General features: G+C 58.5%; 19 protein-coding genes. 10 read left to right on the forward strand and 9 right to left on the reverse strand.

The features are described 5' to 3' along the window. Positions 1 to 5: 5 nt before the first annotated feature. The 4 genes from malQ (at position 6) to J3U88_RS04810 (ending at position 4,847) form a co-directional block, all read left to right on the forward strand. Positions 6 to 1,535, forward strand: a complete 1,530-nt coding sequence (gene malQ, locus J3U88_RS04795) for a 4-alpha-glucanotransferase (protein WP_207857202.1) — start codon at positions 6 to 8, stop codon at positions 1,533 to 1,535. 120 nt (positions 1,536 to 1,655) lie between these two features. Further along, entirely contained in the window at positions 1,656 to 3,239 is a 1,584-nt protein-coding gene (locus J3U88_RS04800) for a gamma-glutamyltransferase family protein (protein ID WP_207857204.1), read from the forward strand. A 591-nt stretch (positions 3,240 to 3,830) separates the two neighbouring features. Further along, positions 3,831 to 4,265, forward strand: coding sequence for a hypothetical protein (locus tag J3U88_RS04805; RefSeq protein ID WP_207857205.1), 435 nt, complete (start codon positions 3,831 to 3,833; stop codon positions 4,263 to 4,265). A 207-nt stretch (positions 4,266 to 4,472) separates the two neighbouring features. Beyond that, the gene (locus J3U88_RS04810) at positions 4,473 to 4,847 is read left to right on the forward strand and encodes a nucleotidyltransferase domain-containing protein (RefSeq protein ID WP_207857207.1); all 375 of its coding nucleotides are present in this window, start codon (positions 4,473 to 4,475) and stop codon (positions 4,845 to 4,847) included. A 417-nt stretch (positions 4,848 to 5,264) separates the two neighbouring features. Here the strand turns inward: J3U88_RS04810 and J3U88_RS04815 are convergent, their stop codons facing one another. The 4 genes from J3U88_RS04815 to J3U88_RS04830 all read right to left on the reverse strand — a co-directional run bounded on the left by J3U88_RS04815 (position 5,265) and on the right by J3U88_RS04830 (position 9,376). After that, complete coding sequence (locus J3U88_RS04815; protein ID WP_207857209.1) at positions 5,265 to 5,435, reverse strand: hypothetical protein; 171 nt, start codon at positions 5,433 to 5,435, stop codon at positions 5,265 to 5,267. Between the two features lie 103 nt (positions 5,436 to 5,538). Further along, positions 5,539 to 6,963: a hypothetical protein gene (locus tag J3U88_RS04820; protein ID WP_207857211.1), complete on the reverse strand. Its 1,425-nt coding sequence runs from the start codon at positions 6,961 to 6,963 to the stop codon at positions 5,539 to 5,541. Positions 6,964 to 7,133: 170 nt separating this feature from the next. Beyond that, positions 7,134 to 8,600, reverse strand: coding sequence for an IMP dehydrogenase (gene guaB / locus J3U88_RS04825; protein WP_207857213.1), 1,467 nt, complete (start codon positions 8,598 to 8,600; stop codon positions 7,134 to 7,136). Between the two features lie 137 nt (positions 8,601 to 8,737). Then, on the reverse strand, positions 8,738 to 9,376 hold the full coding sequence (locus J3U88_RS04830) for an outer membrane beta-barrel protein (RefSeq protein ID WP_207857215.1): 639 nt from the start codon (positions 9,374 to 9,376) through the stop codon (positions 8,738 to 8,740). 431 nt (positions 9,377 to 9,807) lie between these two features. Here J3U88_RS04830 and J3U88_RS04835 point away from each other — a divergent pair, with 431 nt between their 5' ends. Next, positions 9,808 to 10,860, forward strand: a complete 1,053-nt coding sequence (locus J3U88_RS04835) for a GAF domain-containing protein (RefSeq protein WP_207857217.1) — start codon at positions 9,808 to 9,810, stop codon at positions 10,858 to 10,860. Between the two features lie 476 nt (positions 10,861 to 11,336). Continuing rightward, positions 11,337 to 12,554, forward strand: coding sequence for an NADP-dependent isocitrate dehydrogenase (locus J3U88_RS04840; RefSeq protein WP_207857219.1), 1,218 nt, complete (start codon positions 11,337 to 11,339; stop codon positions 12,552 to 12,554). Between the two features lie 341 nt (positions 12,555 to 12,895). On the opposite strand, the gene J3U88_RS04845 is transcribed toward J3U88_RS04840, so the two are convergent. Next, positions 12,896 to 14,992, reverse strand: coding sequence for a TonB-dependent receptor plug domain-containing protein (locus J3U88_RS04845; RefSeq protein ID WP_207857221.1), 2,097 nt, complete (start codon positions 14,990 to 14,992; stop codon positions 12,896 to 12,898). A 1,202-nt stretch (positions 14,993 to 16,194) separates the two neighbouring features. Between J3U88_RS04845 and J3U88_RS04850 the strand changes: the two genes are divergently transcribed. The 3 genes from J3U88_RS04850 to J3U88_RS04860 are packed head-to-tail and all read left to right on the forward strand — an operon-like array spanning position 16,195 to position 18,566. Continuing rightward, positions 16,195 to 17,061, forward strand: a complete 867-nt coding sequence (locus J3U88_RS04850; protein WP_207857222.1) for a PhnD/SsuA/transferrin family substrate-binding protein — start codon at positions 16,195 to 16,197, stop codon at positions 17,059 to 17,061. Beyond that, the gene (locus J3U88_RS04855; RefSeq protein ID WP_207857223.1) at positions 17,058 to 18,035 is read left to right on the forward strand and encodes an ABC transporter substrate binding protein; all 978 of its coding nucleotides are present in this window, start codon (positions 17,058 to 17,060) and stop codon (positions 18,033 to 18,035) included. Before J3U88_RS04850 ends, J3U88_RS04855 begins: the two co-directional genes overlap by 4 nt. Before the next feature lie 57 nt (positions 18,036 to 18,092). Beyond that, entirely contained in the window at positions 18,093 to 18,566 is a 474-nt protein-coding gene (locus tag J3U88_RS04860; RefSeq protein ID WP_207857224.1) for a hypothetical protein, read from the forward strand. Positions 18,567 to 18,991: 425 nt separating this feature from the next. Here the strand turns inward: J3U88_RS04860 and J3U88_RS04865 are convergent, their stop codons facing one another. Genes J3U88_RS04865 through J3U88_RS04875 form a run of 3 tightly spaced genes read right to left on the reverse strand, consistent with a single transcriptional unit; the run spans position 18,992 to position 21,635 of the window. Next, positions 18,992 to 19,762 (reverse strand): arginine deiminase-related protein, encoded by a 771-nt coding sequence (locus tag J3U88_RS04865; protein WP_207857225.1) that lies wholly within the window; start codon positions 19,760 to 19,762, stop codon positions 18,992 to 18,994. Beyond that, on the reverse strand, positions 19,762 to 21,012 hold the full coding sequence (mtnC, locus tag J3U88_RS04870; RefSeq protein ID WP_207857226.1) for an acireductone synthase: 1,251 nt from the start codon (positions 21,010 to 21,012) through the stop codon (positions 19,762 to 19,764). The genes J3U88_RS04865 and mtnC overlap by 1 nt, the downstream gene beginning before the upstream one ends. Further along, positions 21,009 to 21,635 carry a methylthioribulose 1-phosphate dehydratase gene (locus J3U88_RS04875; RefSeq protein ID WP_207857227.1) on the reverse strand — a complete coding sequence of 209 codons (627 nt, stop codon included), beginning with the start codon at positions 21,633 to 21,635 and terminating at the stop codon, positions 21,009 to 21,011. Before J3U88_RS04875 ends, mtnC begins: the two co-directional genes overlap by 4 nt. A 226-nt stretch (positions 21,636 to 21,861) precedes the next feature. Here J3U88_RS04875 and J3U88_RS04880 point away from each other — a divergent pair, with 226 nt between their 5' ends. After that, positions 21,862 to 22,491, forward strand: coding sequence for a hypothetical protein (locus J3U88_RS04880; protein WP_207857229.1), 630 nt, complete (start codon positions 21,862 to 21,864; stop codon positions 22,489 to 22,491). A gap of 146 nt (positions 22,492 to 22,637) precedes the next feature. Here J3U88_RS04880 and J3U88_RS04885 read toward each other — a convergent pair whose 3' ends face one another. Next, on the reverse strand, positions 22,638 to 23,948 hold the full coding sequence (locus tag J3U88_RS04885) for an aminotransferase-like domain-containing protein (protein ID WP_207857230.1): 1,311 nt from the start codon (positions 23,946 to 23,948) through the stop codon (positions 22,638 to 22,640). Positions 23,949 to 24,698: the final 750 nt, after the last annotated feature.

The raw sequence follows: 24,698 nt of genomic DNA on the forward strand, positions 1-24,698 counted from the left end.
ACCCCATGAAATTTGAGCGACAGAGCGGCGTCGTGCTGCATCCCAGTTCCTTGCCGGGCGCCTACGGCATCGGTGAAATCGGCGCCGAGGCTTATCGGTTTGCCGAGGCGCTGGCCCGCATGGGGCAGCGGATTTGGCAGGTGTTACCGCTAGGCCCTACCAGCTACGGCGATTCGCCGTACCAGTGCCTTTCCAGCTTTGCCGGCAACCACCTGTTGGTCGCCTTCCAAACCTTGATCGATGATGGTTTGCTGCTGGAAGAAGAACTCGCCGATTTTCCGCAATTCCCGGCCGATCAGGTGGACTACGGCCCGGTGATTCAAGCCCGTGAGGCCGTTTTGAACAACGTCGCCGAACACTTTGAAGCGCGCGCCTCGGAGAACATGATCAAAGAGTTTTCGGGATTTCAAACCCACAACCGCAATTGGCTCAGCGATTACGCCTTATTTGTGGCGCTGAAAAAAGCCCACGGCGGACGGCCCTGGCACGAGTGGGAGGTGCCTTTGCGGGATCGCAACAGTGACGCCCTCAAGGCGGCGCGCGAGGAACACGCCGCGGTGATTCGCGCGGTGGAGGTACAGCAGTTCTTGTTCTTCGATCAGTGGCGTTCCCTGGCCGAACACGCCCACCGCCACGGGGTCAAGATTTTGGGTGATATCCCGATTTTCGTCGCCCACGACAGCGCCGACGTTTGGGCCCATCCCGAGTTGTTTTATTTGGATGATGCCGGGAAATGTACCACCGTCGCCGGCGTGCCCCCCGATTATTTCAGCAAAACCGGCCAGCGCTGGGGCAACCCGCTCTACCGCTGGGACCTGATGGAAGCTTCCGGTTTCTCCTGGTGGAAGGAACGCATGCGCACCACCTTTGAATTGGTTGACTATGTGCGTATCGACCACTTCCGCGGCTTTGAAGCTTATTGGGAGATTCCCGCCGACGAAGAAACGGCCGTCAACGGTAAATGGGTCAAAGGTCCGGGTCGCGCCCTGTTTGAGGCCTTCGAAAAAGAGTTTGGCACCTTGCCGATCATCGCCGAGGATTTGGGCATCATTACCGATGAAGTCGACGCCTTGCGGGAGGCCTGTGGGTTTCCCGGCATGCGCGTGTTGCATTTCATCATCGGCAACGATGAAAACGAGCCGGGTTTTTGGCCCGACCAGTTCCCCGAGCAATGCGTCGTGTACACCGGTACCCACGACAACGACACCACGGTCGGTTGGTACCGTTTGGGCAAAGGCGACGGCAGCGACGAACAAAGTGCTGTCGACGAGGCTCAGCACAAGATCCGCACCTACCTGAGCTGTGACGGTGCGGAGATTCATTGGGACATGATCGCTTGCGCTTACGGCACCAAAGCCGCCATCGCGATTGTGCCGTTGCAGGATGCCCTTGGCTTGGATTCCGATTCGCGCCTGAACTCGCCGGGCCGTCCCGAGGGCAACTGGCGCTGGCGCTTTGCCTGGGATCAATTGACCGAGGGCATTGAGCAGCGTTTGGCCGGCTTGACCCGCGACCACAACCGGGGCAATGGTTAAGCCTTTTCCTCGCCTCATTTCTCACCCAGTTTGGCGTGACTAGTGGTGGCTACGTCCTGATCGATTGATTCAAAAAGCACGGTGACCGCGAGGCGCCGTGCTTTTCGTGATGGGAGCCGTATGAAAGGCATTATTGCCACGGGCAACAAACGAACCGCCGCCATCGGCGCGGAGATCCTGGCCGCGGGTGGGAATGCCGCCGACGCGGTCATCGCCGCTTCCTTTGCCGCCTGTGTCGCGGAGATGGTGGTGGCCAATATCGGCGGGGCCGGCTTCGCCACCGTCGTCGACAGCCACGACGGCACGCGCGACGCGCGCTGTTACGATTTTTTCAGTTCCATGCCCTCGCGACCCACCAGCGAGGATGCTGATTTCCGGTGCATCCACGCCGATTTCGGCTCGGAAACCCAAGCGTTCCATATCGGCCGGGCCAGCACCGCGCTGCCGGGTTTGGTGGCGGGTCTGTGCCGGCTGGCCCACGAAAAGGGACGCTTGCCGCTGGCGCGCCTGATCGAACCCGCGATTCAACTGGCCGAGTCCGGCTATGAAATCGACGCCTTCGGCGCCTTGGTGCTCAAGGTGCTTCGACCGATTTACGAGGATACGCCGGAGATTCGCGCGCTGGTGCAAAAAGGCGGGGCTTCCGTGCAAGTCGGCGACCCGATTCGACTGCCCCATCTGGCCGCGAGCCTGCGCGAGATCGGCGAAACCGAGGGCGAATCCTTCTACCGCGGCCGTTTGGCCGCGGCCATTGCGGCCGACCAACACCAACACGGCGGCCTGATTACCGCCGAGGATTTGGCCGGTTACACCGTCGCGGTCCAGCCGCCGATTGCCGTGCCCTTCCGCGATTTCACCGTGATGCTGCCCCCACTCGCCAGTGTCGGCGGCGTTCTGGTTGCGTTTTCGCTGCGCTTGCTGGCGGCTGTACCCGCGCCGACCCGGTTCGGCGACGCCGGCTACCTGCGCACCTTAACCCTGGTGAGTGCCTTAACCAACCGAGCCCGCCATGCTTGGGGCCGTCGCAAGGACGACGGCGACCAGGAACGGATCGCATGGTTCCTGAGCGACGCCCACGTCAAGCCCGCAATCGAAGAGCTCCGCGCGATCCTGGCCGGCGAGCGTCGCTTGGGCGAAGATCCGGTTTCACCCAAGGGCGCCCCGAACACCACCCACCTCAGCGCGATGGACGCCGACGGCATGGCGGTGAGTTTGACCTTTTCCGCGGGTGAGGCGGCCGGTTACGTCGTCGGCGATACCGGGCTGGTGCTCAACAACATGCTGGGCGAAGAAGACCTCAACCCGGGCGGGTTCCACCAACAAAAACCGGGGACACGGCTGCATTCCATGATGTGCCCGCTGGTGGTGCTGAAGGACGGCAAACCCGTCTTCGCGGGGGGCAGCGCGGGCAGCAACCGCATCCGCTCGGCCATCCTCCAAACACTGATCAACGCCCTCGACCTCGGCCTACCCTTGGACGCCGTCATCAACTTACCGCGCGGCCACTTCGAGGACGGCGTGCTCCACGTCGAGCCGGGTTTCGATGCGGCGGCGATTGAAACCATGCGCGCGGAGGGTTTCCAAGTCAAAGAATGGCCGGAACAAAACTTGTACTTCGGCGGCGCCCAAGCCGTCTGCCTGCGCGGCGACGACTTCGACGGCGCGGGCGACCAACGCCGCACCGGCACCGTCTGCAAGGTGTAAGCGACGCGGCGCCAACCAAGAAGAAGACCGCTCGCCGCCGCGCCCATCGTTCGGCTGATGGCCGCGGTTCTGGAGCTTTTGTCTCATGACCCTCGTGGTAGGTGGGCGCTGGATCAATTTGAAAGGGTGTTGTGCCTCGGCGATAGAGTGACGCCGCTTTAACCACCGCGCTGGGGGTCTTTGAACGCGTTGGTTGGGTTTACGCTTTTTTGTTGAATTCCTTTTAGATCGTGCCGATCAAATTTATTGAATTTTTTCGACCAATGTGGCGAAAAGACGCGTGTTCCCTAATAGAAGACGGAGCGAACGCGCTTATCTGAGAAGAGCGCCTCACCAACATGAGCGCTATTTTTATCCGGTTTATTCAAAAAAAATCAAACCAGAAACCCTCAGACATTTCATAAACACCCACGCACCACCCACCGTCGGATCATCCGAAGTGCGACTAAGTCGCCCTTGGATGTTCCCAGCGCCACAAAAAACGTACCGGTGAGCAAGCGAACCGCCCTTGCCGGAATGGAACCCTTTGACCCGTATGGTCCAGGCCTGCTTCCGGCATCCTTCTTACCTTTGCCGTTCTAGGAGAACACCATGTCACGCTTCACTTTTTTGCAGCAAATTGTTACCGGATTCCAGGGAATGACACCACGCGGAGCCGATCAAACCTTGGTCGCGGCGCCCGCGCTGCCGTTCGCCTTCCTCGGTATCACCCGCCGCACTTCCTCCCGGCGCGGTGGACGCGGTGTTAGCGCTGAGAACGATCAAATCGTGGCCAAGGCAAGTGCACCCGTGTCTGATTGCAGCCAGGTGGCGGTGCTTGACGCAAAGTTGGCGTTGGTCCCCAAGCTCCGCGAACGGTTCTTTGTGCTGATGCCGAGCCAAATGGTTGCAGCAATCGATCAGCACCTCAACATGACGCCGGAGGAAAAAGGTTTGGCTCGGTGCGGGATGGATCCCGCCGCCGTTTTGAGTCTCGTAGCCGGGCGCCTGGAAAGGGAACGCATCGCCGCTGAGGCAACGCACTAGCCCGCATCTCTGTTGGGTTGCTTTCGGTCGAAGCGATTTCCCCACACCGGTTTCATAAGAGTCGCTTATCAAAACCGTGCGATGAATTTTTGGAAGTCATCACCGGCTAGTGCTACGATCTGTGACGAATAAAAGGGGACGCTTTGAAAAACAAACCCACTTTAACGATCAGTGCCACGAATCACGAGGCTCTAGCTAAGGAGGATCGTGAATTCTGGGCTAGTCGGACGCCTGAAGAGCGTGTTGCTGAGGCTGAAAGACTTCGGTTGGAGGCCGGAAAATTTCTCTATGAATATCCAGCACCATTTCAAAGAGTTATTAGCGTTATTAGAAAAGAATCAAGTTGAGTATGTGGTGGTTGGCGGATACGCGGTGGCGTATCATGGGCACCCAAGGTTCACGAAAGATATCGATATTTTTTACCGGCGCGATGATGAAAACTTAGAAAAGCTTAAATCCTCGCTCGTTGTTTTTGGTTTTCGCTTAGAGGACCTTGACGAACGTCTTTTTGAGTTTGGCAATATTGTTAAGATTGGCGTTGAACCAAGTCGGATCGACCTACTTAATGAAATTGACGGTTAGAGCTTTGATGATGCTTTTACCTAAGAAGCGCGATAACTCGCGGCGATTTTAGCTAAACCTCTGGGCTGCAACGGTCTGTGAAAATGCTCACCGCACCCAGTGGGTGCGCGTCGTGCGCGACCCCGGTCCGCTTTTCCCAAACCATTTCGCTCCAGATCTTTAGCCAAAATCCCTCACGCTTATCGCGCTTCTTAGGTTTTATAGATGCGGAATATGGGAATTTTGATTCTATCCAAGTGAAGTTCATAAGCAAAAGAGCGTTAATTTTAAATAAACGGGCACCTGGACTACTTCAAGATCTTGCCGACCTTCAAAATCTGGAGGCCTAACCTACGCCGCCTCCTTTAATGGGATTGCGACCTGGGAAGGGTGGAGCCGGCACGCTAATGAACCCGGTGCCGGCACCGTGGGTTGGGGTTAATTGATTGAGATGCGGCTGAACAGGCGGGTGAGTTCCTGCTCGTAATCGCGGTCGTAGATGAAGGCGTCATTGAACCGTTCCGGTTCGAATTTGCGGTTAGGGCTGAAGTCGCCCGCCGGCTGGTCTTCAAATGCCGCCTCGGCCCCAAGCCGAATGAGGGCGTCCACCTCGGCCTGCTCTTCCGAACCGTCCGGAAGGGCCGCCGAGACCCTGATTCCGCGTCGTTTTTTCGAACCAGGCGTCGTTTGAGTTTGTGCAAAAGACACCCGCTTAGGTGGTCGCCGGCACCGGTCCCAGACGGACCGCCGGATCGCCGAAGACCACATAGTTGCGGGCGTCGTGATGCGCGCACCAGGTTTCGGCAATGGCCGCCGCTTTTTCGGGATCCACCGGTGTCCCTTCATCGGCCCAGTGCAGTTCTTCCAAGTGATCCGTCAGTTCGGTGGCCAGTTCCGCATAACGCTGGTTGACCACGTCCACCGCCGCGCCGACGGGAAATCCGTCCAGCAGCGCGCTTACCGCGCTGGTAAAGGCGGCCGGGTACGAACCGCCGTGGTTTCCCTCGAACGAATGAAGGTACAGCAGATCGACATGGCTCACCACGGCCTGCAAGGCACCACGCTCGCGACTCAGCAGTTTTTGGGACAAGGCGTTGACAAAGGCTTCATCGGCGATGTTACGACGTCGGCCCGCTTTGAAATGGGGTTGGATTTTGGGGGTGCCGCCGCCGAAACAGGAGAGGTTAAACCAAATGGTGCCGCTGTTGGGCGCCGGTTGGACGCTGTCGGGACCCAGCACGTACGCGTCCGACCAGGGCGCGTCGCCGCCGCGCCAGTCACCGCAGACCAACGCGCCCTGGGCCGCCCGCGCGTCTGGGCGGTCCGCGGTGATGGTCTCCTCGGCCGCCATGCCGTGGCTCAAACTGACCAACAGCGAAGCGGGGTCCGCGCCGCCCGCCAACGCCTGAAAGGCGGCCTTGGTCGCCGCGGCGCCGCGCATGTCGCGCAGGTTGATGTTGTTTTTTTTCGCGAGCACCTTGCTCAAAGGATCCAGGAACAGGTCATAGCCCGCGATGGTGGCGGCATCGTGGGTCGGGCACCAGAGTGCGACCGCTTGGGTTTCGGCCGCCGCGGCGCGGGTTTCGGTTTCCACCACCTGACGGGCATAAGCCGCGTAATCAGCCAGGCGGTCGAAATGCAAACGCCCGACCGCGAATTGCACGTCCAACTGTTGTTGGAAGTGAAACGGAATCTGTTCCGGTGAACCCACCAACAGCAGGTAATAGGGCAGCTTTTCGGGATCGACGGGACCCGCGCCCATGAAATGGCGTCGCAGGAAGGCGGCTTTGCTTTCGCGGGGCGCCAAACCCTCCTCGCCGGTGATTTGGTAAAAACGGTCCCCGGCCTGGCGGCGACGGTGTTCGATCAGCGGTGCCAGCGCATCAAGCAGGCCGTCGTCGCTGTCGCGGGGCAGGACCAGGCCCCAACCCGCGGAGGCCAAGTTTTTGGGTTCAACGCCGTGAATCACGTTGAGGTAGGTTTTCTTGCGGCCGGCCGTGTACTGCTTGAGCGCAAGGTCTTCGGCCGACGGGTCTTGACCGGTTAGCGCGGCGGTCAGGCCGGCGGGGGAGATGGGTTCGAAAGCGGGACGGCCGCCAGGGAAGAGGCCGAGACGGTAAATGGTGGATTCCGACAAGGTTCACACTCCGGTGATGAAGCATTGAGGCAAGGACGTATCCTGTAAAAAACCCTTTTGATGCTTTGGTTCATTTTTTTCAAAATAAAATGATGTCCCCGTGCCCAAACGGAAAACGGCCGGGCGGGAGGTCCGCGCCGGCCGTGCTGTTGTTCGAAATGCGGTTCGCCTTACAAACGGTAGTTCGGGGCTTCTTTGGTGATGATCACGTCGTGGGCGTGGTTCTCGCGCAAGCCCGCTTGGGAGACCTTGGCAAACCGCGCGTTCTCGCGCAACTGCGCCAGCGTTTGGCAACCGGTCAAACCCATTCCCGCGCGCAAACCGCCGAGCAACTGGGTGACCACGGCGGACAAACTCCCCTTATAAGGGACCTGGCCTTCAATGCCCTCGGGCACCATTTTGGTTTGCGAGGCGTCTTCCTGGAAGTAACGATCCGCGCTCCCATCTTTCATGGCGCCGATGCTGCCCATGCCGCGGTAGGTTTTGTAGGTGCGCCCTTGGTAGAGCACGGTTTCGCCGGGACTCTCGTCGGTGCCCGCGAAAAGGCTGCCGATCATGACCGCGTGCGCGCCCGCCGCCAAGGCTTTGGTGATGTCGCCGGAGAACTTGATGCCGCCGTCCGCGATGATGGTGGTGTCGGTGTGCTTGGCCGCTTTGACCGCCTCGGAGATGGCGGTGATTTGCGGCATGCCCGCGCCGGTGACAACCCGCGTGGTGCAAATTGAGCCTGGGCCGATGCCCACTTTGACCGCGTCGGCACCCGCGTCGATCAAGGCCTTGGTGCCTTCGCCGGTGGCCACATTGCCGACCAGCAGCGGTACATCGGGGAAGGCCTGCTTGAATTCACGGGTGGCCTTAATGACCCCGGTGGAATGACCGTGGGAGGAATCGAGCACCATCAAATCGGCTTTTGCGTTGACCAGCGCTTGGGCGCGTTCCATCATGCCGGCGCCGATCCCGAGCGCGGCGGCAACCCGCAAGCGGCCCTGGCCGTCTTTGCAGGCACGGGGATATTCGATTTTTTTCTGAATGTCTTTGACCGTGATCAGGCCGCGCAACGCGTATTTGTCGTCAACCACCAACACTTTTTCGATGCGGTGCTTGTGCAGGTAGTACTTGGCTTCCTCCAGCGTGGTGCCCACGGGAACCGTAATCAGCTTGTCGCGGCCGGAGGTCATCACGTTGGAAACGGGCTGCGCGTAGTTGGTTTCAAAACGCAAGTCGCGGTTGGTAATGATGCCCAACAGGGTGCCGTCTTTTTCGACGACGGGAATGCCGGAAATGCGGAAGTGGCTCATCATGTCTTCGGCCCGTTGAATCGCCTCGTCCGGGCCGATCGTGATCGGGTCGGTGATCATGCCGGACTCCGATCGTTTGACTCGGTCGATGTTTTCCGCTTGTTCCTCGATGCTTAAGTTTTTATGGACGACGCCGATCCCGCCCTGCTGTGCCATGGCGATGGCGAGGCGGTGTTCGGTGACGGTATCCATGGCGGCCGATAAAAACGGGATGTTTAACTCAATGTCGCCGACCAGGCGGGTGCGCGTGTCCGCATCGTTAGGATGGAACTGAGCCAAGGAAGGGATCAGGATGACGTCGTCGAACGTTAAGGCTTCCAAGATTGGGAACTCAAGCATGGTGTGGTTTTCCCCTTAAAAAGTTGTCGCGGCGCGGGTGAATGGACCGAGCCGGATAAAGCGAGGCCCGCCGCAATGATGCGACACGGGGGCTCGGGTGATGTTGGATGTGGTGGGTGGACGGTTGCAAGGCGAATTTAGAAACGGAAGCCGAAACCAAGCGAAATGAAGCTGATGCCGAACTCACCGAGATCGTGCTGTTGCGCCTGCAAATCGGCCATGAATTGCTCGTTAAATTTGAAGCGCAGGCCAAGCCCGTACAAGGGCTCGACACCGGTGTCGTGGGTTTTGCGTTTTTCGCCGGTCTGGGTCAGGGCCTCGAAATCAATGCGGTAGTATGCAATGCCCGCTTGGCCGTAACCCTCGAACTTGTCGGTGAAGGGATATACACCCAACGCGGTCAGGTCGGCGGTAAAGGTTTGCAAACGGATGGTGGTGTCGAAACCGGTGGTGTCGGTGGTAACGAACTTGCTGTCATCCACATAGGCCGCGCTGCCTTCCACGGCAATGTTTTTGTTAATGGTGTAACCCTCGGTCAGCTTAAAAGCGGCGGTGGCTTTGTCGCGCTGAATGCCGCCGCTGGTATCCAAACCCAAACGGCCCGCGGCCACGTCGGTGACGTAGGCGATGTCGTCGTCCCAAGAAAGCTCGGAAACCTTAAACAATAAGTAGTTGGGGGTGCTGCTGTCGGGTCCGGCATGGGTCGATTGTGCCTGCAGGCAGGGGACCGCCGTCGCCGCGGCCAGAATTAGCAAGGTAAACCATTTTGCATTCATACAAGTGTCTCCACGTGAGATGTGTTGCGCCGCAACCTGACTTTCCGGCAAGGGTCCCGTTAACAGCCACGGGGCGCGGGGATCATTGGGTGATCCGAATCAATCGACGGGACCGGCCGAAACGCGGGTCTGGTTCAGCCTTTGGTGAAGGGATATGGCCCGATGCAGTACCCGAAAAGGCGGGCGTCGCACGCGGTGCCGACCCGTCGCCGAACCTGCGATTAAGCCTTGCACTATAACTGGAAGCCCGGCCCAGTGGCAAGCGGTGATCCGTCGGAGCAGGCTCCCGCGACCCCGGGCGACAGGCGCGTTGCACCGACCCGTCCCATCCCGGCCGCATCGCCTAATTGTGTTAGGATTTACAAAAAAACTTGAGTTCCTTTCTGTGCAACCGTTTATAGTAATATTACGCACTCCCGGGAGACCTGCACATGAGTTTTTCGCCGCCGCGGCGGTTCGAAGAAGTGAGCCTTAAAGTCGCCGGCCAGATCGAACTGCATCCGCTGGCGGTGACCGTGCTTGAAGAAGCACGCGTCCATACCAAGGCCCAACATCTTTGGTTCGTTGTCCGCCGCAAGTCCGGCATGACCATCGAAGCCGAGCTGGCCGCCGATGGGCACGAGGTCCAAAAACGGTCGCTGCCGCTGTCCGCCGCGCCCGCCCATGTTCGGACCGTTGTGGATGTCGCCATTCGGGAGAACACCAATTTGGTGGTGGATTCAACCGCCGGCGACGACCGTTTTGCATCCCTCCCCGCCTTCCAAGACACCCCCGCCGCCCTTCTCACCGTCCCCGTCACCATGCCTGGCGCGCCTGGCAAAGTGCTGGCGGTATTGCATATGTCCCGCGATGCAGGCGACGGCTGTTTCGACGCGGAGGACGTTCAGTTCCTCACCAGGCTGGCCCCCAACCTCGGCGTTTCCGTGCTCAATGCGCTCAAGGTCGGGCTCTACATCAAAAAAATTGAACAACAACAGAAGCAACTGCGGGAAAGCGAACAAGCCTCGCCCCGCTGTGAACGGTGCGGCGCACCCACCGATGAAAACGGAACATCGGCTACCCCTTACCCCAAACTACCCACCGACGATGGCAACGCCACCCTTTCCCCCGCGGAAATCGCCCACTTCATCGAGCGTGGTAAAGACGCGCGCAAGGTTCTTCACGATCTCGGCAACCATCTCAACGGCGCCGTGCTGGCCAGTGAAGAAGTGGTGGAAATGCTCTCGGAATCCCGACTGCTCCAAGTCCAAAAAGCTTTTGAGATCATCAAGGAAGAGGGCGACAATCTGTCCAACTTTTTTCGCGACGATCCCCGCGCTAAATTGTGGCCCGAATACACCGCCCGCGCCCTCGACGGCCTGACCAGTGAGTACGAAACCATGCATGGCGATATCCAAGGCGTCGTCAAGTATTTACAGATCATGAAAGAGATCATTTACGATTACCAGAGCCGTGCCATAAACAGCGATATGGGCCAATCCTAAGCCGCTCGCTTTGCCGCGTCCCGGCTTGCTTTTCACCGGCTTTCGGGTGATGATACGAAGCCCGCAAAACTCACCCATGTTTCGTTGCCTCGCGGCGGTGCCAAAGCCCTGTCGACCCATCCGGTTTGACGGGACAACGCGGCTTGGGTGAGGGATGCGGGCGCGCTCGAACACCATGTGAATTCCGTGAACGCCGGCCCTGACTTGGGAAGGTCGGAAACCCGTGAATCGCCGGTTCAGGTTGACGGAGCGCTTACCGCAACCCGCCGCACCCCATTCACGGGCCAAGGGCCGTCACGGGGGAACATCGATGCAACTGTCGGTAAAAAAGCATGAGATGCGGTTTGACCGACGCGGCGTCACAAGGCCTTTCGGGATAAAGAAGCCGAGATCGCTCGGGGCACTCGCGCCCCGCGACGCGGCCTGCCTTGCCTTGGACTTGTTTCGGTGCAAAATAACGCAAAAGAAAGGTAGTCATGGAAAAAATCAAAGTAGCCAATCCCGTCGTCGAACTCGACGGCGATGAAATGACGCGCATTATTTGGAAATTCATCAAGGATCGTTTGATCCTGCCCTACCTCGACATCGACCTGGTTTACTACGATTTGGGAATGAAACACCGCGACGATACCGACGATCAAGTCACCGTCGATGCGGCCAACGCGATTAAGAAATACAAAGTCGGCGTTAAGTGCGCCACCATCACGCCCGACGAAGCGCGTGTGGAAGAGTTCGGCCTCAAGAAAATGTGGCGCAGCCCCAACGGCACCATCCGCAACATCATCGGTGGTACCGTGTTCCGTGCGCCCATCATCTGTAACAACATTCCCCGTTACGTGCAGGGCTGGCAGAAACCCATCGTGATCGGCCGTCACGCCTTCGGTGACCAGTACAAAGCGACCGATTTCAAGGTGCCGGGCCCCGGTAAGTTGACCCTGACCTACACCCCGGCCGACGGTGGCGAACCCCAAGAATACGAAGTATTTGACTTTCCTGGCAGCGGCGTTGCCATGGGCATGTACAACCTGGACGAGTCCATCCGCGGCTTCGCCAAATCCTGCATGAACTACGCGCTGAACCTGAACTACCCGCTTTACATGTCCACCAAAAACACCATCCTGAAAGCCTATGACGGCCGCTTCAAAGACCTCTTCCAAGAAGTCTACGAGTCGGATTTCAAAGAGAAATTCGAAGCCGTGGGTTTGACCTACGAGCACCGTTTGATCGACGACATGGTCGCCGCCGCCCTCAAGTGGAGCGGTGGTTTCGTTTGGGCTTGTAAAAACTACGACGGCGATGTTCAGTCCGATACCGTCGCCCAGGGTTTCGGATCACTGGGCATGATGACCTCCACCTTGTTGACGCCCGACGGTGAAATCTGCGAGGCGGAAGCCGCCCACGGCACCGTGACCCGTCACTACCGTCAGCACCAAGCGGGCAACAAAACCTCCACCAACCCCATTGCTTCGATCTTCGCGTGGACCCGCGGCTTGCTGCATCGCGCCAAGTTGGACGGAAACGATGCGCTGCGCAACTTCGCGGAAAGCCTCGAAGACGTGTGTGTGGAAACCGTTGAAGCCGGCTACATGACCAAGGATTTGGCGTTGCTGGTCGGCAACGATACCGCCTACCTCCACACCGAAGAATTCCTCGCCAAATTGGACGAAGGCCTCCAGGCCAAAATGCGTGGCTAGGATGTTTTGAGGAACTTGGTTTTTGAGAAGGGTCCCGGTTGGGGCCCTTTTTATTTGGGATGGTTTGGGGATTTTTTTTTGGTGTTCCAGATGGGGCTTGGGTTGGTATTCCTTAATTTCTCAAGCTAAGTTAATTTAGAGCCAAAACGACAATGAAAGCGAAAAGTGGGTATGATTCGAGAAAAACCATCTTCGTCAAGAAAGTTGAATCGCTCGAAGCCCAGTCATCCAAAGCGGAACCAGGTCAAGGAAAAAGGCGGCTCCAAATCGCCCATCCTGCACCCCCCCTCAAACCCTGTGAATGACGAATCCCGAGCCAAGTCCAATGGGAACCCAAGCCATCAATACCGGTAGATCAATTTAAGCCGTAGGTTGCGTTCCTCGTTGGGGTAATCGAAGGGGACCGTTGCTTCCGGGCTGGGATAGGTAATGGCCTCATCCAAAAGGTTGTAACAACTGAGTTGGGCCGAAAAACCTTGAACCCCGAAGGGCTCATTGATGCTCAGGGTGGTGTTGACCTGGTCGTATCCGGGATAGCGATCCCGTGGATCGGAAAGTCCGCGTCGGGCCTCGCCACGCCAGATCCACTCGCCGAACAGATTCAGGGTTTCGTTGAATCGGTGGTTCAGCATCAGGTGGCCCTTCTGGTTGGGCGTTTCCGGGAGACCGGTGTCGGTTTCGTCGATCTCCGTGTCTTGGTAATTGTAGTTGATCCCGAAATAAGAGCCTTTGCCCCAGCGCGTGCGCAGCTCCCATTCGAGACCGGATGCGACCAATCCCGGTGCGTTCACGACCACCTGAACCACCGAATCGGGCAGCGGGACCTGCACGATCAGGTCATCAATATCGGTGTAAAACAGCGTCAGACGGGTTTCGGTTCGGACGTTGGGCTCGAAACCCACGCTCATCTCGTGGGTGCGCGCTGCTTCCGGCTTCACATCGGGGTTCGACAGGATCGACGGGTTGTTGGTGTTGTGCTGTTCGCTGAAGTTGGGCGCACGGAAGGCTTCACCGTAAAGCAACTTTAAGTTGAAGCGGTTTTTGACCCAAACCACGCCGAGCCGTGGGTTGAAATTGCCGCCGAAATCGCTGTAGCGGTCGTAACGGGCGCCCAGCGTGATGCGCCACTGGTCGGTGACATCCCAAATGTCTTCAACAAAAAGCGCCCAGAACTCGCGGCTGATGTTGCGGTTCCAGTTAAGGGTGTCGGTGAGATCGACCTCGGCGCCGAGCGGGGCCAGGTTGAGCGGGTTGAAATTGGCGTTGTAGCGAACCTCGTACTGGCGTTGGTGTTCCGCCGTGAGCCCAAACAGAATTTCGTGGCGCGGCAAGGCTTTGTAGGTGACCTCAAGGTCCGTGCCGAGCCGGTTGTTTTTGGCGTTGATCGTGCCGGAATAGGTTTCGGGAATGAAGGCAAAACCGCCGGTCGGCAACTGAATCGGCATGCCCTCCAAAAAGAGGTCAAAGGAAGGGCGGTACACCGTGTTGTCCTGATACATGCGGGACTTGAGCGACCAATCATCCGCCAGTTGCCAGGTGCGTTTGAGGTCGATGAAGTGCCCGTTGTTGAGGATGCGACCGCCGCGGTTGACGATGTTCTCGAAGCCGAGGAAGGGGCCGGTTCGTTTGCGGGTGTAGTGGGCGGTGAGTTCCCAATCCCGATAACCGAGCTTGAGGTGGGCGTCGTGTTTGCGGTTCCACCAATCCGCCGGGCCGGGTGCCAGTGAGGATTGGGTGCCGAGCAATTGGTCCAAAAACCGCGGCGCGTCCACCTCAATGTGGGGGTTGATGCCGTCGCTGGTGAGGTAATTCGCGTTCAGGGCCAAGGTCAGCGCGCCCCAGCGTTTGCCGAAACGGAGGTTGGCTTGGGCCGTATCGTGGTGGCCTTGGCTGAAATTGGCCTCGACGAAGTCGAGGTTATCGCCGTCGTGGGTAATGATGTTGACGATGGCGAGGAAGGCATTGGCGCCGTAAAGGGCGGAGCCCGGGCCGCGCACGATTTCGATGCGTTGGACGTGATCGAGGGGCGCGTCGTCGTGGAGCAACATCGCCGTGCCAAGCAGGATGTTGTTGACCACGTGGTTGTCGATCATAAACATGATCTTTTCGCTGGACACACTTTTGATACCCCGTGCTTCAATCTCATAAAAACCCAGGGAGTTCACGGAAATGTTCATGCCGGGAACCGAGCGCAGCACCTCGGCCAGATTGCGCGCCCCCATATCGCGGATCTGCTGTTCCGAGATGACCGTCACCGAGGCTGCCGATTTGCGCAGGTTTTCCAGGGTGCGCGAGGCGGTAATGACAAAGGACTCGGCCTGTAGGAACTTGAGTTCGTCCTCGAGGTTCATACTCTGGGTGTGTGCGAACGGCAGGGCGCAAGCGAAAAATAAAAGTGCCGTAAAACGAGCGAAAAAGAGGCGGCTTGAAGGGTTCATCAAATCTCATCTCCAGAGAAGATCCCCGCGGTGTGCGGGTCGGGTAGGCAAGCGGCGGAAGCGGTCTGGGAACGCGTTGAAAGGCGAGGGGGGAGGGCCGAGCCGGAACAGGCAGAGAAGTGGTTCAAGATCTTGGTTTACAGTGAGAAAGCGCGATTCGACCGCCACCTGGAACGCTGCATTGTACAGGAGTGCGGGGAGGACCGCGAGAGACTTTGGTGAAACCTTAGCGGCGACCGCCATGGGCTCGGGTCGGTCGACGGAATGTGTCGCGCCCACGGCTCAGCCGGTGGGCGCGGCGAGGTTTTGGAAAGAGGCAATGTGCGGGTAAATGGGTGCGTCATGAGAAAGAATGGAGCGGATCCGGCTAATTCGCCCCGTGAAACAGAGTATTTCTGAAAAGGTACGGGGGATAGGTATTAGCGGGGGATTCCGTCATGAGTAGGTGTTTGTTGGTTCCCTAATCTTTTCGGCAAAACACCGAAACCCTTTATTTTCTGGGGGCCGGGACGCTTGTTACCCGCGTTCTCTTTTCCGATCGGCGCGTCGCTTTGGTGTTGGCGCCCGCCTCGGGCAACCCGCTTTTTTCCCGTCCGCGCAAAAAAAATACTCCGAATGACGGAAACAGGTTTCCATCATTCGGAGCCTTCACTTAAACCCTTTATACGTTTGACGGTAAGTGCAGGGGCCGTGCCAATTTTGTTGGTTCAAATAAGTTTAATTAAATCAGTGGACTAGATCTAGGATGGTGTTTTTTTACCAAAAGTTAGGGGCGCAACCGGCTGCGCATCATCACCCCCACGGTGACACCTGTAACTCGCGGGGTTACAGGGTGTCCGACGACCCGGTTCGACGGCATCGTTCATTCACCGCCGCGTAACACGTGCGACCCACGCACGGGCAGCATGGTGCCCAGCGCGGCCCGAGCCGGAAAAGGCACCGCCTTACTTGCGTTTGGCGGGAACCGGGTCGTTTCGGGTGCGGCGGTGGGGTGGCTCGCGGCTTGTGTTGCGAACTGCCGCGGCCGGTGCCACCCCAATCCCTATTGCGCCCAATTCCTTGCTTGTGCTTTGGGTGCTAATGGGTATTTAATAGTTTTGTTCGTTCGCTGTTTTGCACATTTGCGAAGTGATTCACCCGGTTCCTCCTCCGCGTCGGGTGGGCTCCGCGCGTTATCGACTCATCGCGAATTGGGGAATTATTTGTCGGCCGCCTGGGAATTTTTTGGTTGGATCCTCGCGAAAGCGCCCTTGCGCGCCGGGTCCCTATGTCGGTTGTTGTTTTTCCTTGTGCCGATGGTCTTGTTTGCCCAACACCCCGCCGAAAAAACCGTTTATTTCTACAGCTCCGAGACCAACATCAACAATTTCAGTTTGTTGAAGAGCGAATTTGATGCATTTTTTCTTTCCCACGGCGGCTTTCGTTTTCAACCGTTTCGAGAAAAGGGGCAGTTTGAGCTTCAGGTACACGCGCAACCCAGCGGTGTGTTTCTTGTTTCGAGCTGGCACTTTCGCGATTTGGCCGAGTCCCTGGATCTGGAACCGGTTTTGGTAGGCAGTTTTCGCGGCCAAAATACCTATAAAAAAATCTTGATTACCCGCAAAGGGGTCACCGAGTTTCCCCCAAAGAAACGCCTCACCATCGCCTCTTCCGGCAGTGAGGAATACGCCCACGTGTTGCTTGCCCAAATGGCCGGGGACCGCCTGTCCCCCAAGGATTACCGTCTGCTTACCGTGCCCAAGGACATCGATGCGTTGATGTCGGTGGGTTTCGGCATGGCCGATGCCGCCTTGGCAACCGAACGCAGCCTGGAAAAACTGGCCGACCTCAACCCAACCCTATACCGCGGCACCGTCAAGCAGGCTGAATCCGAGCAGGTGATGTTGCCGATTGTGGTGGTGAAAACGGGGATGGATGGCGAGGCGCGTGCCGTGATTCAGTCCTTCGAGTCTATGTCGGACAAAGCCGAGGGACGCCGAAAACTGAAGCTTTTGGGATTGGATGACTGGACGGCGCTTAGCGACGACCAACGTCGGCAACTTCTTCAAAAGAAACGAGGTGCTTTGTGAAGCAAGCGATCACTCGTTTTTCCGCGCTTTGCCGCCGGCACGGTTCACCTTGGTCAGGTTTTGCCTGTTGCCTTGCGCTGCTGTGGTTTGGGGTGAGCACGCTGTTTGCCACCGGCCGGGAGGGGGTGGTGATGGTGATTAACTCCGACGAAGAAGTTCCTTATTACCAGCAAGCCCAGCTCGAATTCCAAAAGAACTTGGCCGAGAGCCGATCCCTGCATGTGGTCAATTTGGCCGGCAACAATGTGACCTCCGGCGAGTTGCGCAACATGGTTGTCAACCGTCGTCCGCAAGTGGTGTACGCCATCGGCAGCAAAGCGTACCTCTTGCTCAAGGATTTGGGCATTCAGCAACCGATCATTTTTTCATCGGTGATTAATTGGGAGCGGGTCCCACTTGAGCGCGGCGTGCACGGCATCGCCAACGAGATCCCACCGCCGGTGCAGTTCTATTATTTCCGATACTTCTTCCCCAAGGTACGCCGGGTGGGGGTGTTGTACAACCGCGCGTTTAACCACGAACTGGTCAAAAAGGCCGAGGCCGCGGCGCGTGATGTCGGGATTGAGTTGGTGCCGCTTTCCGTGACCCGGCCACGTCGGGCGATCTCCCTACTGGAAAAAAATGCGGCAAACTTGGATGCACTGTGGTTGATTTCCGACCCCGTTGTGTTCTCAAAGAAAGAGCAGGTCGGGCGCTTGTTCGCGATTGCCGAGGCGGGTAAATTACCGGTGTTCGCTTATTCCGAGGCATTTACGGATCAGAAAGGCGTGTGTTTGGTGATTTCGGTAGATATCCCCACGGTGGGTCGTCAGGCGGCTGGTTTGATTGGTCGGGTGACCGAGGATCCGGGGATGAGTTCGCGGGTCCAGAGCCCGGCGGGCAGCTTTATCACGATTAATCTCAAGCACATCAAAAACTTCGGCCTGGAGCTTAACGACGAGGCGCTCGATTCGGTGAATCACATCATCGAGTGAGGATGGCGGGGGCTGATCCGGCGAACCCCAACGGGGATTGCCCACCGGTGTGAGGAGATGTACGAGCGTGGGCTGATCCGGCGAACCCCAACGGGGATCGCCCACCGGTGTGAGGAGATGTACGAGCGTGGGCTGATCCGGCGAACCCCAACGGGGATCGCACACCGGTGTGAGGAGATGTACGAGCGGGGGCTGATCCGGCGAACCCCAACGGGGATCGCCCACCGGTGTGAGGAGATGTACGAGCGAGGGCTGATCCGGCGAACCCCAACGGGGATCGCCCACCGGTGTGAGGAGATGTACGAGCGTGGGCTGATCCGGCGAACCCCAACGGGGATCGCCCACCGGTGTGAGGAGATGTACGAGCGAGGGCTGATCCGGCGAACCCCAACGGGGATCGCACACCAGTGTGAGGAGATGTACGAGCGAGGGCTGATCCGGCGAACCCCAACGGGGATCGCACACCGAAATCCGTGGACCACAAAATATTTGAACCGTGAGCCGGAGGCGATCGTCCACCGGCTGCGCTGAAGGCGCAAAGGCGCCGAGGGCGCCGGTGATTTCAGCCCAGATCAAATGGTTGTAAAACAACCGTTTGCTCTGGGTCCCCGGGGGTTCCCGTTGTGCAGACGCTGAAGGCGTCGGCCTCACAACCATCAACCAAAACGCCGGACCAATGATCGCCCCACTAACCAAAACGCCGGACCAATGATCGCCCCACTAACCAAAACGCCGGACCAATGATCGCCCCATCAACCAAAACGCCGGACCAATGATCGCCCCATCAACCAAAACGCCGGACCAATGATCGCCCCACTAACCAAAACGCCGGACCAATGATCGCCCCACTAACCAAAACGCCGGACCAATGATCGCCCCACTAACCAAAACGCCGGACCGATGATCCCGCCAACATCCGATTGGATCGGGATCATCCCCACGGCGCGGGTGTGCTGTTAAAAGCGGAGGCTGAGGCAGGAGAGGCCGCCGTCCATTTTTTCGACCTCGCTCATGTCGAGCACGTGGACCGGCTTGCGCCAGGCGCGCAGGCGGGCTTCGGTTTTGGGGTAACCCGCGGGCATCAATAGGTTCTCGTTGATCCACAAGGTGTTGGCCGCGGGCGTTTCTTCCGGGGGCAGAACCCACTTCTCGAAATCCGCGAATTCCGGCAGCGCCAAGAAGGATTCGGTACCCAGCAACACATTGTCACCCAGGTAATTCACCGAGGACTTGAGGTGCAGGCCCGCCGGGACCGCGACCGTGCTCCAGGTGAAACCCTGCTCGGAAACCAGCGCGCCGAGCTGTTCCGCGCCGGCCTCATTGGTGCGGTCGGACAGGCCGATATAGAAATGGTCGCGCACCCGCATGACGTCGCCGCCGTCGAGGAAACCGGGTGCCTCGATGCGGGCCAAGTCGGCAAAGCCGGCCAGCGTTTCCGTCAGGGACAGGCCCTCGTGCAGCCGGGAAGGGGCGCCCGGCCGGGTGAGAACCGCCGTCCCGCCCGCGAAAACCACCGGGTCCTCGACGAAATGGCCGTCGGGGAATTCGGCGTTGGCCGGCAGAATGGTTACCGCCAGACCGAGTTCTTGCAACTTGGCCACGTAAGCCGCGTGTTGTTGTGACATCAGCGTGTAGTTCGCGCCACGGTTGTCTTGGGTGGTCAGGCCGGCGGCGAAGTTCGGCGCCGGCTTTCGCACAATGGCGTTTTTAAAAAAAGTCTGATCCATTAGGAAACCGCCGCACCTGGCTGAATGGTGGCGAAGGTATCGGTCTGGGTGTGGAAGGGGTGGGCGGGTTGTTGCCCGTCGCGCACCAACCACCGGGTTTGCATGCCCGCCGCCCGTGCGCCGTCCAGTTCCGCGACCACATCGCTGAGGAACAGAATTTCGTGGGGGTCGACGCCGATTTCGGCCGCGATTTTGCGGTAGGATTCGGCTTCTTTTTTGGGGCCGGTCGTGGTGTCGAAGTACCCTTTGAACCAGGGGCGCAAATCGCCGAAGGTGGTGTGTTCGAACATCAAGTGCTGGGCCTTGATGGAGCCGGACGAGAAGATATACAGCGCCAAACCACTGTCGGCCCATTGTTTAAGCGCCGCGTGGGCGTCGTCGTAGAGGTGCGCTTGGAAATCGCCGTCGCGGTAGCCCTTCTCCCAAATCAGGCCTTGGATCGCCTTGAGCGGGGTGACCTTGCGGTCCTCGTCGATCCAGCGCAGCATCGTTTGCGCAATCGTCGCGTTGTCCGCGTCGGGTTGACCCGATTCTTCCCGTGCCTGGTCCAAAATAGCCGCCACCTGGGGTGCGTCGCCTTGAGCGGCCACGAACGCGGCAAGGTGTTCTTTGGCGTAGGGGAACAGCACGTCTTTGACGAAGCTGATTGAGGAGGTGGTGCCCTCGATGTCGGTGACCACGGCTTTTACCGGTTCCGCGTGGACGTACATCGGGAAGTTCAAGGCGATGGGATTGTCCGTCCATTGGGCGACCCAACCCTCGGGATTGGTGAAAAAACGGATCGCGGCGAACTCGGGTTGGTTACCCATGTCGAACCAGTGTTTCGTGCCCGCGGGGACATGGATGAAATCGTTTTGAACGCACTGGGTGACGTAGATTTTGTCGTCGAGGTGCAGGTAAAACCAGCCGCTACCCTCGACAAAAAAACGGACCTCGTCTTCCGCGTGAATGTGCTCGGCCAAAAACTTTTGGCGAAACGCCTTGCGGTCGGGGTGACCGGCTTTGAGCCGCACCACGTCGACGGACTGGAACCCGTTTTCTTCTTTGATGCGCGCCACGTCGTCCGCGTAGGCCGCCAGCACCGCGTCTTGGTCCGCGTCGTCCGCCAGGGTTTTGTTCGCTTCCCAGCGCTCGAATTTGATGCCGACCCCGGCGAGCAGTTCGGCGATGCGGTCGCCGTCCACCGTGTGTTCCAAAATGGTTTGCGGGTCTTGTTCCGCGTAAATCGTCAGGCTACTTTGCACGCTCATCGTGAACATCTCCTCATTTCCATGTCGCATTCAAACAAAAACTCAAAGGCTTCAATGTGGCGGCGCGTTTCGTTCATGTCACGGCCCCAGGTGTAAAGCCCGTGGCCCTGAATCAGGAAGCCGTGGATGTTGGGCTGCTGTTCCAGGCGTTGGGCCAGGTCTTTGCCGAGCTGGACCATGTCCTGGGTGTTGGGGAACAGCGGGATGCGTTCGACCGTGTCGTGGGTGGTGTTGCCCTGGAACGCTTTCAGAACCTCGTAGTCTTCAAGGATGATTTCGTCCGCGTCGCCCGCCAACTTGGACAGCACCGTGGCGTTGACCGAGTGGGTGTGCAGCACCGCGCCGCATTCGGGAAAGTGCTGGTAAAGCGTGGTGTGCAACAGGGTTTCGGCCGAGGGTCTGAGCTGGGAGTCGACCGGGTCACCGTTGCGGTCGACCACCAAAATATCCTTGCGTTGCAGCTCGCCTTTGTGGCGGCCCGAGGCGGTAAGGGCGTAGTGTTGGTCGTCCAGGCGACCGGAAAAATTGCCGCTGGTGGCCGGGACCCAACCGCGGCTGTAGAGAAAACGACCGGCGTCGGCGATTTCGTCGGCGACGCGTTGGAATAAGGGGGTATCAATCACGGGAACCTCTCGCGCGTGTTTCTTTAAATTGGAATGGGGGACTTATAAACCATAAAAAGGACGAAAACGAACCGTGGGGGAACCGACGACCTCGGTTCAAAGCACCCATCCTAACATGAGCACGCCAACCGTGGCTCACCGGAAGTCTTGCACTGGGTTTTGACCCCATGGCTGTGCTTTAATGCGCCTATCTTGTCACAATCATTCATTAATAATGAGGTGCGCCATGGCGGAAGCAGAAGGACGGTCCCAAGAACCGGAAACCAAACGTTTTGATTGGTTTTCCTTGATGATTCAAACCCTGTTGGTCATTTTCGGGGTCTTTGCCGGCTTGTGGGTGAACGACTGGCACACCAACGTGCAAAACCAAAAGGATGCACGGGAGGCGGGCAAACGGTTGAAAATGGAGGTTGAGAACAACCTCAAACTGGTGACCGCCTCGCGGGATTACCACCGCGGTTTGTCCACCGCCTTAAAAGAGGGCGGCTTCAACCAATCCGATAAGATCCCTTCCCTACGCATCTTCCACCGCGGCTTTATCTCACCCGCGGCGGTGAACGACAGCGTCTGGCAAACCGCTCAAACGACACAGCTTACCCGGTATATGGATTATGAGGACTTGCTTTTGTTTTCCAGCGCCTACAGCCGCCAGGCGCGTTATGTTGCCCAGGCCGATTTGGCCGGCGCGGCTTTGTACGATCAATTAATGAACAACGGGCATCATGGCCTGTGTCGTAAATGGGCCAACCTGCTCGATATCATCCAAACTTTTGCCTATCGCGAGGAGCAATTGATCCAGGTTTACACGCGGATTCTCAAAGATTTGAGCCGTGAACATAATTCCGGCGCGTCCTGATTCCATGGTCACGCACCAGAAATAATCCGCATCCCATCGCGGTTGGCTGATCCGGGAAAGGATACGGGCCTTATTGGGTTTCAGCGTTCATCCGGTGAAAAAGGTGACTTTGTCATAGGCCGGCACGAACCATTCGCCGTAGCCGTTTAATCGAGGGTTGCCCGGATGAAGGCGACCAGGGCGGCGATGCCGCGTTCGATTTCGTCCGGCGTGTTGGAGCAGAAGGACAGGCGGATTTGGTTCTCGTGGCCGGGGGCCAGGGCGAAGTACGCCATCGGCACCACGATCACGCCCGCCTCGGCCGCGCAGGCCTGCAGCCAGGATTCGTCGCAGGGGAAGGGCAGTGTCATCCGCATGAAGAACCCGCCGCGCGGCTGGTTCCATTGAACCTGTTCGCGCAGCGAGTCGTGCGCGGGGATGTGTTGTGCCAACGCCGCCAGCATGCAATCGCGGTTGGTGCGGTAAAAATCGCGGGCCGGTGCAACGCGGTCGCGCAGCGCGTGGTCGCATTCGAGCAGAACCCCCGCGACCATCGCTTGGTTGAGGGGGCTGGTGTTGACACTTGTCAGACTTTTCACCATCGAGAGGTTTTGGGTGAGACACAACGCGGTTCCCGCCCGCGAGGAGACCATGGCGTCGCTGACCAGGTAGCCGATGCGCAGGGAGGGGAACAGGGTTTTGGAAAAGGTGCCCAGGTAGATGACGCGGTGTTGGCGGTCCATGGATTTGAGCGTGGGCAAGGGTTCGCCGTCGTAGCAAAACATGCCGTAGGGGTTGTCTTCCAGGATCAGCAGGTCGAGGGTCTCGCTGCAGGCGAGCAAGTCGCGACGGCGACGGTGCGTCATTTCGCTGCCGAGTGGGTTGTTGTAATCGGGAATCACGTACACCGCGCGAGGCTGTTTGCCTTGGGCGCGCAGGCGACGGGTGGTCGCCGCCAAATCGTCCAGGTCGAGCCCGTCCTCGCCGCAGCGCACCGGTGCAACCGTGATCCCGAGCAGGGCCGCCAAGCCGGTAATGCCGATGTAGGTGGGATCGGCGGTGAGCAACACGTCGTCCGGGCCGCGCAATAAGGTGATCAGCACCAGCGCCATCGCTTCCTGGCAGCCGTTGGTGACCACGATGTGTTCGGGATCGACGTGGATTTGTTCGTCCTTGGCCAGGTGCTTGGCCAGATGATGCCCGATCATGCCGTTGGTGCGGCCGTATTGACCGAGGTCCCGGTACACCGCGTCGGGCGTGCAGTTGCGCGCGGCGGCTTCGTCAGAGACAAACCGGTTGACCGCCGCCAAGGTTGCCGGTACGTCAAAAAAATCCTCGGCCGGGCGACCCGCGGAGAAACTGATCGCCTCCGGGTAGCGCAGTTTGACTTCATTCAGGAAATTCATCACCGCCAGTTGCGGGTCGAGCAAGGCTTGGTTAAGCGCGTCGCGGTCGATCCGCGTGAGTTCGGTTTCCATGGGTTCCCCCCGAGCTGAGCGATATGATTCCCGCGAATCATGGCGGTTGTTTGCTCGACTCTAGGGAGCAAAAGAAGGGGTTTCAAGTCGAAAAAAACAGAACCGAGAAGCCCGTGGCTTAAGCTTCTCAAAGCAAACAACTTGAGTGGCTTTTTTTGGCCGACTGGTGCCCTCTGGGGAATTTATAAAACTTTAGAAATAGTGGGTTTGTGCAAAAAGGGTTGGGGCGTTGGTTTTTGCCGCCGGTTCGCACCCTTTAACCGGCAGGCGACGCTGTCACGGGTGACGCTTACCCACGCCGACGGTATGGGTTGTGTCGGATTCCGGTGACAGGTACGAATCGGGACCAACAGTCCCCATGTTTGTAGATGAACCGTTGCACGACAAGGGTTTTCACCAGTTGGTCTCCAAATTGCTCAAGCTTACCGATGTCGCTCTTGGGTCTTGTTTTGAGCCAATGGTTCCTTCGGAACCTTACAATACCTGGGCATCTTGTGAAAAGTTGGCTTGGACCGAACGCAAACCCAAGAGCGGCGCCACATCGCCACCGTCGCCCCGCGGCAAATCAACCGAACCCGCATGGTTCAACCTCACGCTACCCTTAAACCTAAGAGGCGTGATAAGAGCGAGGGATTTTGGCTAATGATCTGGAGCGAAATGGCTTGGAAAAAGCGGAGGCGCACCCGGTGGGTGCGGTGAGCATTTTTACAGGCCGTTGCAGCCCAGAGATTTAGCGAAAATCGCCGCGAG

Origin of the sequence: Acanthopleuribacter pedis (assembly GCF_017377855.1) — a bacterium.
In the GTDB taxonomy this organism is placed as follows: Bacteria; Acidobacteriota; Holophagae; order Acanthopleuribacterales; family Acanthopleuribacteraceae; genus Acanthopleuribacter; species Acanthopleuribacter pedis.